Genomic DNA, 15,097 nt, shown 5'->3' on the forward strand with positions numbered 1-15,097 from the left:
AGCGATAATATGACAGAACTTAATCGATTGGTGTAAATCTGAATAATCTGAAGTCAGATTTCGCAAAATGGTTAATTAAAAATGCACAATCTTAATGGCAAAGTTGTTGAGAGTTTCGCAATAGCCAATAATGAAGTCTATTTTATAATCCCCGCCTTATAAGTCGCAATCGCCCTATCCCTCGCAAAAGCATGATCAATAATAGGCTCATTGTAACCCAAATCAAATTCAGGAATCCATTTGCGGATGTAGGTTCCTTTTTCGTCGAATTTCTTTTGCTGGATTTCCGGATTAAAAACCCTGAAATACGGAGCAGCATCACAGCCCGTTCCGGCTGCCCATTGCCAGTTTCCAACATTGGAAGCTAATTCAAAATCCAAAAGTTTTTCAGCAAAATAAGCTTCGCCCCATTGCCAGTTGATCAGTAAATGTTTGCACAAAAAACTGGCGACAACCATACGAACACGATTGTGCATATATCCGGTTTCATTAAGCTGTCGCATTCCGGCATCGACCATGGGATAACCTGTTGTTCCGGAACACCAGCGTTTGAAATCGTCTTCGTTATTGCGCCACTGGATTCCGTCATAAGCTGATTTGAAATTGTGGTTAACACATTTCGGAAAGCTAAACAGAATCTGAATAAAGAATTCCCTCCAGATCAGTTCGCTTAAAAAAGTCTGGTTTTTTCGGTTTGCCCAATTCACTAATTTCCGAATACTAACGGTTCCAAAACGTAAATGTGGTGAAAGGTACGAAGTGCTGTCTAAAGCCGGAAAATCACGGTTTTCATTATAATTTCCAATCTGAGTTAAGTTGTGTGGCTGAACTTTTATCGAGCTTCTTTCAAAACCAATTTCAGATAATGCAGGAAATGAATATGAAGTTTTTGCGAAGTTGCTGAATAATGGTTTGGTATCAAATTCAGGAGCTTGTCCTGCCATTTTATATTTCTCCAGCCATTTGTTTTTGTACGGCGTGTAAACTGTGTACGGAAGTCCGTCAGCTTTTGTGATTTCCTTTTCTTCAAAAATCACGTGATCTTTATAAGACAAAGATTCAATATTGTTTTCTTTTAATAATTCGGTAATGGCTAAATCACGCTTAATGGCATAAGGTTCGTAATCTTTGTTGAAGAAAACAGTTTGAATATCAAATTCTTCAATAAGTGACTGCCAGACGTTTTTGGTATTTCCTTTTTTGATTAAGATTGAAGATTGTATAGCATTCAATTCCGTGTTTATCTTTTCAATTGAATCATAAATGAAATTCACTCTGGCATCATTTTTTGGAAGGCTTTCCAGAATCGCGTCATCAAAAATGAAAAGCGGAATTACAGGAAAATTAGATTGTAAAGCATGAAATAATCCAGTATTGTCTTCTAAACGTAAATCGCGTCGGAACCAGAAAAAAGTAACTTTTTGTTTTGCCATTGTATGTAATCCGTTTAGCGAATTTTAATGATTATAATTTTACACAATTTTGTCATTCCGTAGGAATCTAAAATAAAGGCCGAAAGATTCCTACGGAATGACAAACGTTACGCTTGAATTTTATTTCGAATTGAACAATTTGTCGATTTTGGTTCGACGAAAATCAAAGATTCCCCTGATCTTTTTATTTACCACTAACGTATTCATCATTCGTCCCAGAAATCCAAAAGGAATGGCATAATGTACAATGTCGGTCATTTTTGTTCCGCCATTTTCTGCCGGTTCAAAAAAGTGTTTGTGGTGCCATAAAGCGTAGGGACCAAAACGCTGTTCGTCTATGAAATACTGGTTTTCCTGAGAAACGGTAATGATGGTTACCCAATTCATTTTAATTCCGAACAAAGGTTTTAACGTATAGGTTATGATTTGTCCGGGATACATGCGCTTTCCATCAAAATCCTGGATTTCGAAGCTCATATCATTGGGTGTGATGGTTTGAAGGTTTTCGGGGCTTGAGAAAAAGTCCCAGCATTCTTCAATAGTGGCGTTAAGATGCTGAACGGTTTCTATTTTATATATCTTCATGACAATATCATTACGAATAGTTCTTGGGTTACGTTTGCGTTAGGGATTGTAGCGGAGCTCTCCCGATTTTTTATCGGGAAGCGGGAGTGAAAAGCCCGACCCTTGGGTAACGCCCAAATTTTGCTACATTTTATAATATTTGAAAGGGACGAATAACATTCCGAAACATTCTCCGTGTTCTTTTCCTAAGTGTTTATGGTGAATTTTATGTGCTTTCCGGAGACCGATAAGATATCTGTTTTTGGTGTTTTTAAACCATTTAAAGCGCTGATGGATCAATACATCGTGAATCAGAAAATAACATATTCCGTAAGTGGTAATGCCACATGCTACAAAAAACAAATAATTGAAACCGCCCTGGACTCCAAAGTAAAAAAGAATGATGCTTGGAATGGCGAAAATGACAAAAAAGATATCATTACGCTCAAAAGTATGTTCGTATTTTGGCTGGTGATGATCTGCGTGGAAATACCACATCAGCCCATGCATAATGTACTTGTGCGTAAGCCAGGTAACGCATTCCATGAACAGAAAAACCCCTAAAAAGATTAAAAAAGAAATCATTTTGTATTTTTTTGATTGAGTCCTTAGACTAATTTTAATTTGTAAGTTACAAAAGACTGGGCCAAAAGACCTGCTTTAGTATAATTTGAAACACGGATTCTTGAATTTCCAATTTCGGAGCAGGGTGTGTTTTTAAGCTTTTTTAGTAATTTTTTATAATAGATAAAAGCAGTGTAAACCCCAAATTTAGCTTCAATTGGCAGTTTTACGATTCCCTGATAGGCCACTCTGAAATCTTCTTCAATTTCGTTGATGATAGCAGTTTTTGCATTTTCATCGAATGAATTCAAATTGACACCCGGGAAATAATTTCGGTTTAAAACCAGATTGTCATCTTTTAAATCCCGCAGGAAATTCACTTTTTGAAAAGCAGATCCCAATCGCATCGCTTCATTTTTAAGCTGCTCGTATTTTTGATTATTTCCCTTTACGAAAACCTTCAGGCACATTAAGCCCACCACATCCGCTGATCCATAAATGTAATCTTCATATTCAGTCTGGGTGTTATAATTTGATTTGATGAGGTCCAGTTTCATGCTTTTTAAAAATGCCTGAACCAGATCGTCTGTGATATTATATTCTTTGACAGTATGCTGAAAAGAATTAAGAATAGGGTTGAGGCTGATTCCTAATTGCATGGCTTTGTAATATTCTTTTTCGAAATCATCAATAAGGTATTCTTTTTCATAATCATGAAAAGAATCTACAATTTCATCAGCAAAGCGCACAAAGCCATAAATGCTGTAAATGGCATCGCGAATGCCTGGTGCCAGCATGTGTACGGCAAGCGAAAAAGAAGTGCTGTAGTTTTTGGTAACCAGCTTACTGCATTTGAAAGAAACGGTGTCGAATAATGATTTCATTTTTTAAGATCTAAAGTGATTTTTGAATTAACTCAGCAACCAGTTTTCCTGAAATTAAAGCAGGCGGAACCCCTGGGCCAGGAACTGTTAATTGTCCTGTAAAATATAAATTACGTACTTTTTTGCTTTTTAGTTTTGGCCTTAAAAAAGCGGTTTGTAATAAGGTATTTGCCATTCCGTAAGCATTTCCTTTGTAAGCATTATAATCCGCTACAAAATCGTTTTTACAGAATGATTTCTTAAATATAATATTATTTTTTATTTTTTGTTGTGTAATCTGCTCAAAGCGAGTGACGATTTTTTCAAAATATTTTTCCCTAAGTGCTTCACTGTCATTTATTCCCGGTGCTAGCGGAATTAAGAAAAAGCCGGTTTCCATTCCTTCAGGTGCTGCTGTCGGATCTGTTTTTGATGGAAAGTTAGCATAAAACAATGGGGCATCAGGCCATTTTGGGTCATCGTAAATATCAGCTGCATGCTGATTGAAATCGACATCAAAGAATAAGGCATGATGCGTTATGTTTTCTATTTTTTTATCAAAACCTACAAAAAACAGGAGGGAAGAAGGTGCAAAAACACGGCTCTCCCAATAGTTGTCAGAATAGGCGCGATATTCTTTTTCGAGTAAAGTTTCGGTATGCTGGTAATCGGCACCACTTAAAATAATGTCAGACTGGATTGTTTTTCCGTTAATTACAATTCCGGTTGCAGTTTTATTTTCTACCATTATTTTGTCAATTCCGAAGTTGGTTTTAATTGTCACGCCTAATTCTAAAGCCAGCTTTTCGATCCCGCGAACCACATCAAACATTCCGGTTTTAGGATGCCAGGTGCCTAAACCAAAATCGGCGTAATTCATGAAATTGTAAAACGAAGGGGTTTTGGAAGGCTTCGCACCCAGAAACAAAACCGGGAATTCCAGAATCTGGATCAGTCTTTCATTTTTGAATTCTTTCCGGATATCAGAGCTAACGTTGCTAAGGAACTGATTAAGTTTTAAAACAGTTTTTGGTGTTATTAATTCCAAAGCAGAAACTCCGGGACGATATACCAGATCTTTTATGGCAATATCGTAATTGCTTTTAGCCTGACTGATGAAATTCTGGAGTTTTTGGCCGCTTCCTTTTTCGATGTTTTCGAAAGTAGCTTTTATTGCTTCAAGATTGTCGTAGATATTGATAAAATCATCAATGCCAAAATAAACCCGATAAGCAGGATTTAATTTGATAAGCTCATAATAATCCGATTGTTTTTTGTCGAAATCATGAAAGAATCGTTCAAAAACATCCGGCATCCAGTACCAGCTTGGCCCCATATCAAAGGTAAAACCGTTGCTTTTAAATTGCCTTGCCCTGCCCCCAATTGAATCATTTTTTTCGTAAATTGTGACAGTATGGCCTTGTTTTGCCAGATAGCAGGAAGCTGCTAAGGCAGAAAATCCGGAACCTATTATGGAGATAGTTTTTTTCATTTGTTTAACAAATGTACAAAAACTTTAAACAAAATTATATTTTTTGAAGTGTTTCTTCCATGGTATCAAAAACAAAAGTTCTTTCAGAAAGTTTTTTGCGATCAATATGTTCTGTCATTTTACCTATCAGCCAAATTTCATTGCTTTTTAAAAGTAATTTTTGTTCCATTGTTTTTACATACTGATTCACAATTCCGCGGTCAGGCTGCACAGTCATAAAAGTTACAAATGTGATGGTATTGAAATGTTTGGTAAGGTCTTCGAGGTTTTCTATTGGCATACTTTCGCCCAGATAAATACTTTTGTAACCCTGAAGTAAGATTTCGTATTGAAGATACAGTAATCCTATTTGATGAATTTCATTCAATGGTAATGAAAGTACAAATACTTTATCTGTTTTGGTGGGTTTCAGAATTTGAAGTTCTTCGGTATAAATTAATATTTTTTGTTTGATCAGATGGCTCATGAAATGTTCATTTGCCGGGCTGATGGTTTGTGATTGCCATAAAAGTCCTAATTCTTTCAGCAGAGGAAGAAAATGCTCTTTAAAAACCTGCTGAAATGATTTTTCAGAAATCAGCCAGTCGAAGGTGTTAAAAAAAAGCTCCTGATCGAAATTCATCATAGCCATCTTAAACGAGTTGATGGCATAGTTTTGCGAATTTTTCATAGAAATAATTTCACGAACTAATTGAGGAATTTTTTCTTCAGGAAAAGTGGCTATTTTAGATATTTTGTAACCGTACTCATGCAGCAGTGTAATGTTGAGCAGTTTTTGCAGACTAACCAAATTATAAAGCCTGATATTGGTATCTGTTCGCATTGGTTCCAGAATATTATATCTTTTCTCCCATATGCGGATAGTATGTGCTTTAATGCCGGATAAGTTTTCCAGATCTTTTATGCTGAAAACGGTTTTGATATTGTTTGTCATTTTTTGTTATTGGATGAACAAAAATAAAATAAAATATGATAACATTTGAAACCGGATTGAAATGAAAGATTTTTAAAAAATTAAGGTTTAAAAAGACGATTTTCCAGCCGTAACAGATTTGAGTTTATATAAAAAAGCAATCTGTAAAAATTCTACAGATTGCTTGGTTATGTTGCTATGATATTTATTTACAGAAAGTAGCCCTGTTTTTAATAGCGCTCTGGCTGCCTAATTCTATTGCTTTAGAGAAGTCTTTACAGCAATTTTTTTTGTCGCCTGATTTGTTATAGGCTAATGCCCTAAGGTTATAAGACACATAATCTTTTGGATTTAGCATAATGGAATAAGAACAATCTTTAATAACATCAGGATAATTTAATAGTTTGTAATTCACATTTGCTCTTCCTGTATAGGCATCAGCATTCATGTTATCTAACTCGATGGTTTTGTTAAAATCAGCCAAAGCACCAGTGAAATCGTTTAGCTTGAATTTGGCTACACCACGGTTCTGATAGGCTTCTACAAATTTTGAATTCATACTGATTGCCTTTGTGTAGTCTGCAATGGCGCCTTTTGTGTTACCGGCTTCAGCTTTCTTCATTGCTTTATCGAAATAACCAGTTGCTGATTGTGACCATACTGAACAGGTCGCCATAAAAAATAAAGTAAGTAATACGTGTTTCATAAAAACTAATTTGGGGTTAATTGATATTTGTTAAACGAATATAGAAATATTTATTTGTAAGAGAAGTTCTTTTACCCAAAAATAGACTGAATTGAAGAAATAATTTTGTGTTTTTGAGTTATTTAAATGATAACCAGTAGTTAAAAAATGAAAAAGGATTTATTTGATAATGAAAAAAGTCTTCTATTTTTTACAAATTAAATCTGAAAATTAATTTGTTAAATTTTTAATGAGCGAAAGAAAACGTTTTAGTTCGTTTATAGTTGTTAAACCTTATTAAAATTTATTTTTTTGTTTCAATTCTTTCCTTACTTTCGCAACCAATATGAGAAGAATAATTATATTTCTGGTATTCATGAATTTCCTTCTGCTGGGCGGAGGGCAATATATCAATGCCGGTACCCATCAAAATTCTTCATCTCACAATTATGAGCATAAACACCGTGTAAAATATATCACTCACGAACAGGGAACTTCTATAATTGAAGAAGCCGACCTTGATTTGGATGAGGAATTTCTGGGAGGCGATGCTCTTAAAAATGATTTAGGAGGCAAAATTTTTGCTGCAAATTATAGTCTGCTTGATAATTGGTATCTGACATTCTCAGATCAGATTACTGTAAATTATCACCATTATTTCAAATTCTTTGTGCCATTCTGTGGCTATTCAAATCCTATTTACATTACGCAGCGCGTTTTAAGAATCTGATAAATACTTATACATCGGTTGCCTGAGTTATGAGCATTCATATCTCGTGATGTATATTTTTACTTCTTCACATGGGACAGTTTTGTTCTGACTATGGTTACTGATGCTTTTTACCTTTAAAGGAATTTTTTATTCCAAGCATTCAATCGCTTAATTTCCATACTTAAATCATGAAAAGAATTGTTTTCACAGGCTTAATTGCCTTAGTGTGCCTAACCAGTTGTACATCTAAAAAAGAAGAAAAAGAGGAAGCAGAAAAATTTACAGTAACCAATCCTGTAAAAATAGACACTTCATTTACAAAAGAGTATGTTTCGCAGATTCGTTCTGTACGCAACATCGAAATCCGTGCCCAGGAAAAAGGGTTTTTACAAAATATTTATGTTGATGAAGGCCAGTTTGTAAAAGCAGGTCAGTTATTGTTCAGAATTATGCCAAATATGTATCAGGCAGAATTACTGAAAGCGCAGGCAGAACAAAAATCTGCAGAAATAGAAGTTTTAAACGCCAAAACCCTGGCAGATAAAAATGTAGTTTCTAAAAATGAACTAAGTGTTGCACAGGCAAAACTGCAATCTGCAAAAGCAGAGGTGGCACTGGCAAAACTTCATTTGTCATTTACGGAAATCAAAGCTCCGTTTGACGGAACGATTGACCGTATTCCGTTAAAATTAGGAAGTCTTATTGATGAAGGAGAATTGATGACCAGTCTTTCTGACAACTCTCAGATGTTTGCTTATTTTAATGTCTCTGAACCGGAATACCTGCAATATCAAACCGATGTAAAAGACCGTGCAGAAACAAAAGTAGGGCTGCTTTTGGCCAACGGGGAACCTTTTAAGTACAAAGGAAATGTTGAGGTTATCGAAAGTGAATTTAATAACGAAACCGGAAATATTGCTTTTAGGGCAAGGTTCGCTAATAATTCAAAATTACTTAGAAACGGAGAAACCGGGAAAGTTCAGATGCTGGTTCCTTTAAAAAATGCTATTGTGATTCCACAAAAAGCGACTTACGAAATTCAGGATAAAAAATACGTGTTTATTGTCGATAAGAACAATAAGGTAAGCGCAAAAGAAATCACGATTACTGGTGAAATTCCGGATTTATATGTTGTAAGCAGCGGACTGACAGAAAATGATAAGATTTTACTTGAAGGTGTTCAGAAAGTAAAAGAAGGGGATAAAATCAATTACACTTATATCGCTCCTCAAAAGGTAATCAACAATTTAAGACTAAAAGCAGAATAGTTTTTTGTTTTTGTTGTGTAAAGTATCAGGTTTCAAGTTGAGTTTAACCTGAAACTTTAAACCTGAAACAATTTTAAACTTTTTTTTAGTTCAATCATAAAAAAAATAAACAGATGTTTAATAAATTTATTCAAAGACCTGTTCTTTCGATAGTAATATCGTTGATAATTGTCTTTTTAGGGGTCTTATCGGTATTGAGTTTGCCAATTACCCAATTCCCTACCATTTCACCTCCGATGGTAAATGTTACTGCAGACTATCCTGGGTCTAACGGAGAATTGATGGTTAAGGCGGTTGTTATTCCTTTGGAAAGAGCCTTAAACGGAGTTCCCGGAATGAAGTATATGGCTTCAGATGCCGGAAACGATGGTGAAGCAACAATAAAAGTAGTTTTTAACTTAGGTACAGATCCTAACCAGGCGGCAATTAACGTTCAGAACCGTGTGGCTTCTGTTACCAATAAACTTCCTCCTTTGGTAATTCGTGAAGGTATCAAAATTACCAGAGAAGTACCAAGTATGCTGATGTACGTGAACCTTTATAGTACAGACCCAAATACCGACATGAAGTTTTTATACAACTATGCCGATATTAACGTACTTTCTGAATTAAAAAGGGTAAACGGTATTGGTTCCGGAGATATCTTAGGAACACGTGAATATGCCATGCGTATCTGGCTGAAACCAGATCGTATGCTGGCTTATAAAATTTCTGCAGATGAGGTAATGGAAGCTTTATCAAGTCAGAGTCTGGAGGCTTCTCCGGGTAAAACAGGGGAAAGTTCAGGAAAACGTTCTCAGGCATTTGAATATGTATTAAAATATTCCGGACGTTTTACTACAAAAGAACAATATGAGAATATTGTCGTAAAATCAAATCCAAACGGAGAGCTTTTACGTTTGAAAGATATTGCTAAAGTAGAGTTTGGAAGCTCGATGTATGATATTTATTCGAATTTGAACGGAAAACCATCTGCTGCGATTGTATTGAAACAATCTTTTGGAAGTAATGCCAATCAGGTTATCGAAGAAGTAAAAGCCAAGCTGGAAAAAATAAAGCAAAGATTTCCAAAAGGAATGGATTATGAAATTTCATATGACGTTTCTAAATTCCTTGATGCTTCTATCGAAAAGGTAATTCACACGTTGGTTGAAGCTTTTATTCTGGTAGGATTAGTTGTTTTCCTTTTCTTAGGAGACTGGCGTTCAACGGTTATTCCGGCCATTGCGGTTCCGGTATCGCTTGTAGGAACCTTTGTGTTTATGACATTTTTTGATATTTCGCTGAACTTAATTACGTTATTCGCTTTGGTATTAGCAATCGGGGTCGTCGTCGATGATGCGATTGTGGTTATCGAAGCCGTTCACGCCAAGATGGAAGAAGAACATCTGTCGCCATTTAAGGCTACTAAAAAAGCAATGCACGAAATTGCGGGGGCAATCATTGCAATTACTTTTCTTATGGCGGCAGTATTTATTCCGGTGGCCTTTATGTCAGGACCAGTTGGGGTATTTTACAGACAATTTTCAGTTACCATGGCCACAGCAATTATTCTTTCGGGTATTGTGGCATTGACTCTGACTCCGGCACTGTGTGCGATGATGTTAAAAAACAATCATGGTAAACCTAAGAAAAAAACTCTTGCTGACCGGTTTATCGATGGTTTCAACAACAAGTTTAATCTGGCGCAGGGCAAGTACCAAAATTTATTAGGTAAAATTGTCAACAGAAGAGTGGTTACCATTGTGGCGCTTTTAGGATTTTGTGCCGGAACATGGCTAATAAGCAGTAACGTGCCTTCCGGATTTATTCCAAATGAGGACCAGGGAATGTTTTATGCGGTTATCCAGACACCACCAGGATCTTCACTAGAAAGAACCAACAATATTGCAGAGCGAGTTCAAAAAATTGCAGAACATATTGATGGAGTGAAATCTGTTTCTTCATTAGCAGGTTATGAAATCCTCTCAGAAGGTACAGGAGCAAACTCAGGTACTTGTTTGGTGAATCTAAAAGACTGGAGTGAAAGAAAAGAATCTGTTCTGGAGATTATGCATGAAATGGAGGAAGAATGCAAAGATATCGCAGGAGCTAATATCGAGTTTTTCCAACCGCCAGCTGTACCTGGTTATGGAGCTGCCGGAGGATTCGAGCTTCGTTTGTTAGATAAAACAGGTTCTGGAGATTACAAGAGAATGGAGCAGGTAAACAACGATTTTGTGGCTGAATTAAACAAACAGCCTGAATTATCCAATGTGTTTAGTTTTTACAGTGCCAGTTTCCCACAATTTATGATGAAAGTAGATAATGACCTCGCACAGCAGAAGGGGGTTTCAATCGAAAACGCCATGAATTCCCTGTCAACTCTTGTAGGTAGTAATTATGAAATCAGTTTTATCAAATTTGGAATTAACTATAAAGTAATCGTTCAGGCTTCGCCGGAATATCGTGCACAGCCAGATGATATTTTGAAGTTGTATGTAAAAAACAATCGTGATGAGATGGTGCCGTATTCTGCTTTTATGAAACTGGAAAAAGTATATGGACTTTCAGAAATCACACGTCACAATATGTACACTTCTACGCAGATCAGTGGTTCTCCGGCTGCAGGTTACAGTTCCGGTACTGCGATTAAGGTGATTCAGGAAGTGGCTGCAAAAAAATTACCAAGGGGATATGATATTGACTGGGCGGGAATCTCTGCCGATGAGGTAGCACAAGGTAATCAGGCAATCTGGGTATTCTTAATTTGTTTAGGATTCGTATATCTGGTCCTTGCAGCTCAGTACGAAAGTTTTATTCTGCCATTATCAGTAATTCTTTCTCTTCCTGCCGGTATTTTTGGTGCTTTCCTTTTATTGCAGATTGCAGGATTAGAAAACAACATTTATGCGCAGGTAGCCATGGTAATGCTTATCGGATTATTAGGTAAAAATGCCGTATTGATTGTAGAGTTTGCCATCCAGAGACATGCTGCAGGCAAAACGGTTTTAGAAGCTGCTATGGAAGGTGCAAAGGCAAGGTTCCGTCCTATTTTGATGACTTCATTCGCATTTATTGCCGGATTAATACCGCTTGTTTTTGCCACCGGTCCGGGAAAAATTGGTAACCGAACTATTGGTACTGCAGCAGCAGGAGGTATGTTAATCGGGACGATTTGCGGAGTATTCGTAATTCCGGGCTTGTATTACATCTTTGCTAAAATTGCCGAGAAACATAAACTGGTAAAACATGAAGAAGAGAATCCATTAACTGAAGAAATTGACAACAATCATGTATAAATTCAAAGCATATCAATATAGTATTGCATTAGGTCTTTGTCTTGCTGTAGTGGGCTGTAAAGCCCCTGTAGCCGAGACTGCAACGGCAAGTGCCCCTGTACCCGAATCATTTGGAGCAGTCAAAAATCTGGACACAGTCAATACCGGTTCTATGAAATGGAGAACATTTTTTAAGGATCAAAATCTAATTGACTTAATTGATGCAGCCTTAAAGAACAATCAGGAACTAAATATTACACTGCAGGAAATCGAAATTGCAAAAAATGATATCCGGGTTAAAAAAGGACTTTTACTGCCGTCTGTAGGCGTACGTGCCGGAGCAGGAGTAGAAAAAGTAGGGCGATACACCAGTCAGGGTGCGGGTGATGCCACTACAGAAATTAAACCAGGTGTAGAAATGCCGGATCCTTTAGGAGATTTTACTATTGCTGCTTATGCCAATTGGGAAGTAGATATATGGAAAAAATTGCGCAATTCTAAAAAAGCGGCATTAAACCGCTATCTGGCAACTGTGGAAGGCAAAAACTTTGTGATCACCAATCTGATTGCTGAGGTAGCCGATTCGTATTACGAATTATTAGCTTTAGACAGTCAGCTGGATATTGTAAAACAAACTATCGAATTGCAAACCAATGCCTTAGAAATTGTAAAAATTCAAAAACAGGCTTCGAGAGCTACAGAACTTGGCGTGCAGAAGTTTCAGGCTGAGGTTTTGACTTCTAAAAGTTTAGAGTTTGATATTCTTCAGAAAATTAAAGAAAACGAGAATAAAATCAATTTCTTATTGGGAAGATATCCGCAGGAAGTAAAGAGAACCAATACTAACTTTTTAACGTTATTGCCTGCAGAAGTAAAATCCGGAATTCCATCTCAGTTATTGATGAACCGTCCGGATGTAAAGCAAGCCGAATTAGAATTGGTGGCAGCCAAATTAGATGTAAAAGTAGCCCGTGCCGAGTTTTATCCTTCGCTTGATATTTCGGCAGCATTTGGCGTGCAGGCTTTTAAACCGTCTTATTTGTTTACGTTTCCGGAATCTATTTTGTACTCGCTGGCAGGAGATTTAGCAGCACCACTGATTAACAGAAACGCTATCAAAGCGGAGTTTTCAAGTGCCAATGCAAGACAGCTTCAGGCATTGTACAATTACGACCGTACCATTTTGAATGCGTATCTGGAAGTTTCGAATCAGCTTTCTAAAATTGATAATTTACAAAAAAGCTACGATTTAAAATCACAGCAGGTTGAGGCCTTAAACAAATCGATCGAGGTTTCGAATGACTTGTTTAAATCGGCAAGAGTAGATTATTTCGAAGTTTTGATGACCCAGCGTGATGCTTTAGAATCAAAATTAGAATTGATAGACACCAAAAAAGAACAGCTTAATGCAGCAGTTTATGTCTATAAAGACTTAGGCGGAGGCTGGAAATAATATCATTTTTTTATTAATAGTTGTAGGATTGAACCTCCCGGAAAAGTTAGAATTTTCGGGAGGTTTTTTTGTGGATGATTTTATGAGTGAGATGATTAGATTGTTATATTAGCTGAAATAATACCTTATGATACCAAAACCATAAGAAATGGTTTTAGTCGGTGTTATTTACTGTATAACTTATAGAATATTTATGGACTATTGTGCTCACATCCAAGAAGCAAAAACTCGATTTCCTGAATTAAAATTACACTTACTTGATAAGTCAGAATTTAATGTATTTAAAAACGAAGAATTTGCTACGAAATGTATTGATATATGTATTGAGTTATGTAACAAAGCATCTAAAAAACTAAATATCAATTTAAACTTCGCAATCAATTACAATTATACTTTTAATGGAAGTGCGAAGGTAAAAGAACAACATTCTATAATTACACTAAACATTGGACTTATTGAAAAATTAGAAGATATTATCAATGACTCAATTGAACTTTTTATTCACGAAAATATTGCAAGTTTAACTATTGAAGAAGATGAAAAAGAAAAATTAAAACAAATCTCAAATGTATGTTGTATTGATTATCTGTTCTATCATGAACTTGCGCATATTATACAATTATACGAAGCAAATGAAAGTAATGGATATGATTTGCAAGAACAATATTCATTAGAACAGGTATTTGAAATTAAAAAACATATCTATGAGTTTGATGCTGATTTATTTGGTTCTATAATGAGCACGTCAAGATTACTTGAAGAAGTTAAAAACACTAATAACCAATTTGATACAATCCCTTTACTTAATTCTTTAACTGGCTTATTATTTACAGCAGCTAATATGATAATCATTTTTTCTGGGAATTTATTTCAGAACATCTATTACAAAGAAAATAGTCATCCTCATCCGATAATCAGAATAGTAAAATGCTACGAACAAATTTTGTCTTTTGCTTCTAAAAATCTGTCGATGCAAAAAGAATTCTTCTATGTAATTCTGCAACGAACTACTACTATGATAAGTCAAGTTGAATATTTTGATAAATTTCGAGTAAGTTATTCTGAATTATATAAAAATAATGAAAATGAAATTGGGAATTATATTGATGAAATTGAAGTTCCAAATGAAAATTATAAAGAATTAGTAAGATTCAAAGCCCAAGAAATTTTTAATATTTTAAGCAATTAGATAACATTTGATCTAGGCTCGTTTGCACCCTGAATCTGCATGTTTATATATAAAAAAACGAATTAAAATCATTATAAAATGACACTTAACACAACAATAAGTATAAAACCTTTTCTTACTGTAAATGATGGTAAAAAAGCTCTTAATTTTTATGTCTCTGCTTTTGCTGCAACCGTAAAAGCAAAGTATGAATTGCCAAACGGAAAATTAAGTGCTGAATTACTCCTTGAAAATGCCTCCTTTTTTATTGGAGATGAAGAGCCGGAGTTTGGTAACATAAGTCCTGATATCGAATCTAATTGTGCTGTCAGATTGATACTTACAACTCAAAATGCAGATGAGTTATTTGAACAAGCTTTAAAATATGGTGCTACAGCAATATGTCCCATGACTACAGAAGAAGACTGGCGAATTGGAAAATTAAAGGACCCTTTTGGTCACATTTGGGAAATTGGGTATGTCTTATAAGTAATACGAGAGAGTTTAAAAATATTATGAATCTAAAATTTGAAGCATGAACTAACAGAACGCTTCTTAATTAAAACCTTCTGAAGCTATTTTAGAAGCTATTTTAAAAGGTTTTTTTGTTTAATTCTTACTATAATTACACTAAAATCATCTTTTTATTACTCAAATATCAATTATGTAAGTTATTTTAAAAATTATGAAACAAATTTGAATTGTACCGAATGTAAATTCGT

At 35.5% G+C, this 15,097-nt stretch carries 13 protein-coding genes; 6 read left to right on the plus strand and 7 right to left on the minus strand.

The annotated features are described in order from the left end of the window. Positions 1 to 137: 137 nt before the first annotated feature. From K8B81_RS12760 to K8B81_RS12790, 7 genes are all read right to left on the minus strand, one after another. Positions 138 to 1,433 (minus strand): cryptochrome/photolyase family protein, encoded by a 1,296-nt coding sequence (locus tag K8B81_RS12760; protein WP_223681983.1) that lies wholly within the window; start codon positions 1,431 to 1,433, stop codon positions 138 to 140. A 120-nt stretch (positions 1,434 to 1,553) separates the two neighbouring features. Continuing rightward, the gene (locus K8B81_RS12765; RefSeq protein WP_223681984.1) at positions 1,554 to 2,018 is read right to left on the minus strand and encodes an SRPBCC family protein; all 465 of its coding nucleotides are present in this window, start codon (positions 2,016 to 2,018) and stop codon (positions 1,554 to 1,556) included. 123 nt (positions 2,019 to 2,141) lie between these two features. Then, on the minus strand, positions 2,142 to 2,582 hold the full coding sequence (locus tag K8B81_RS12770; protein ID WP_025572284.1) for a sterol desaturase family protein: 441 nt from the start codon (positions 2,580 to 2,582) through the stop codon (positions 2,142 to 2,144). A gap of 23 nt (positions 2,583 to 2,605) precedes the next feature. Then, complete coding sequence (locus K8B81_RS12775) at positions 2,606 to 3,445, minus strand: phytoene/squalene synthase family protein (protein WP_223681985.1); 840 nt, start codon at positions 3,443 to 3,445, stop codon at positions 2,606 to 2,608. 10 nt (positions 3,446 to 3,455) lie between these two features. Beyond that, complete coding sequence (locus K8B81_RS12780) at positions 3,456 to 4,916, minus strand: phytoene desaturase family protein (protein WP_223681986.1); 1,461 nt, start codon at positions 4,914 to 4,916, stop codon at positions 3,456 to 3,458. A gap of 34 nt (positions 4,917 to 4,950) precedes the next feature. Then, a complete protein-coding gene (locus tag K8B81_RS12785; RefSeq protein WP_223681987.1) occupies positions 4,951 to 5,850 on the minus strand; it encodes a MerR family transcriptional regulator in 900 nt (299 codons plus the stop codon). Positions 5,851 to 6,034: 184 nt separating this feature from the next. Next, complete coding sequence (locus K8B81_RS12790; RefSeq protein WP_029762900.1) at positions 6,035 to 6,535, minus strand: tetratricopeptide repeat protein; 501 nt, start codon at positions 6,533 to 6,535, stop codon at positions 6,035 to 6,037. A gap of 325 nt (positions 6,536 to 6,860) precedes the next feature. Here K8B81_RS12790 and K8B81_RS12795 point away from each other — a divergent pair, with 325 nt between their 5' ends. The 6 genes from K8B81_RS12795 (at position 6,861) to K8B81_RS12820 (ending at position 14,864) form a co-directional block, all read left to right on the plus strand. After that, positions 6,861 to 7,244 carry a hypothetical protein gene (locus K8B81_RS12795; RefSeq protein ID WP_223681988.1) on the plus strand — a complete coding sequence of 128 codons (384 nt, stop codon included), beginning with the start codon at positions 6,861 to 6,863 and terminating at the stop codon, positions 7,242 to 7,244. Between the two features lie 170 nt (positions 7,245 to 7,414). After that, positions 7,415 to 8,494 (plus strand): efflux RND transporter periplasmic adaptor subunit, encoded by a 1,080-nt coding sequence (locus K8B81_RS12800; protein ID WP_223681989.1) that lies wholly within the window; start codon positions 7,415 to 7,417, stop codon positions 8,492 to 8,494. 113 nt (positions 8,495 to 8,607) lie between these two features. Beyond that, the gene (locus tag K8B81_RS12805; RefSeq protein WP_223681991.1) at positions 8,608 to 11,775 is read left to right on the plus strand and encodes an efflux RND transporter permease subunit; all 3,168 of its coding nucleotides are present in this window, start codon (positions 8,608 to 8,610) and stop codon (positions 11,773 to 11,775) included. Further along, positions 11,768 to 13,207, plus strand: a complete 1,440-nt coding sequence (locus K8B81_RS12810; protein ID WP_223681993.1) for a TolC family protein — start codon at positions 11,768 to 11,770, stop codon at positions 13,205 to 13,207. The genes K8B81_RS12805 and K8B81_RS12810 overlap by 8 nt, the downstream gene beginning before the upstream one ends. A gap of 148 nt (positions 13,208 to 13,355) precedes the next feature. Continuing rightward, the gene (locus K8B81_RS12815) at positions 13,356 to 14,396 is read left to right on the plus strand and encodes a hypothetical protein (RefSeq protein WP_223681995.1); all 1,041 of its coding nucleotides are present in this window, start codon (positions 13,356 to 13,358) and stop codon (positions 14,394 to 14,396) included. A 78-nt stretch (positions 14,397 to 14,474) separates the two neighbouring features. After that, positions 14,475 to 14,864 carry a VOC family protein gene (locus K8B81_RS12820; protein ID WP_223681996.1) on the plus strand — a complete coding sequence of 130 codons (390 nt, stop codon included), beginning with the start codon at positions 14,475 to 14,477 and terminating at the stop codon, positions 14,862 to 14,864. Positions 14,865 to 15,097: the final 233 nt, after the last annotated feature.

The organism is Flavobacterium hibisci (assembly GCF_020026925.1).
GTDB classification, from domain to species: Bacteria; Bacteroidota; Bacteroidia; order Flavobacteriales; family Flavobacteriaceae; genus Flavobacterium; species Flavobacterium hibisci.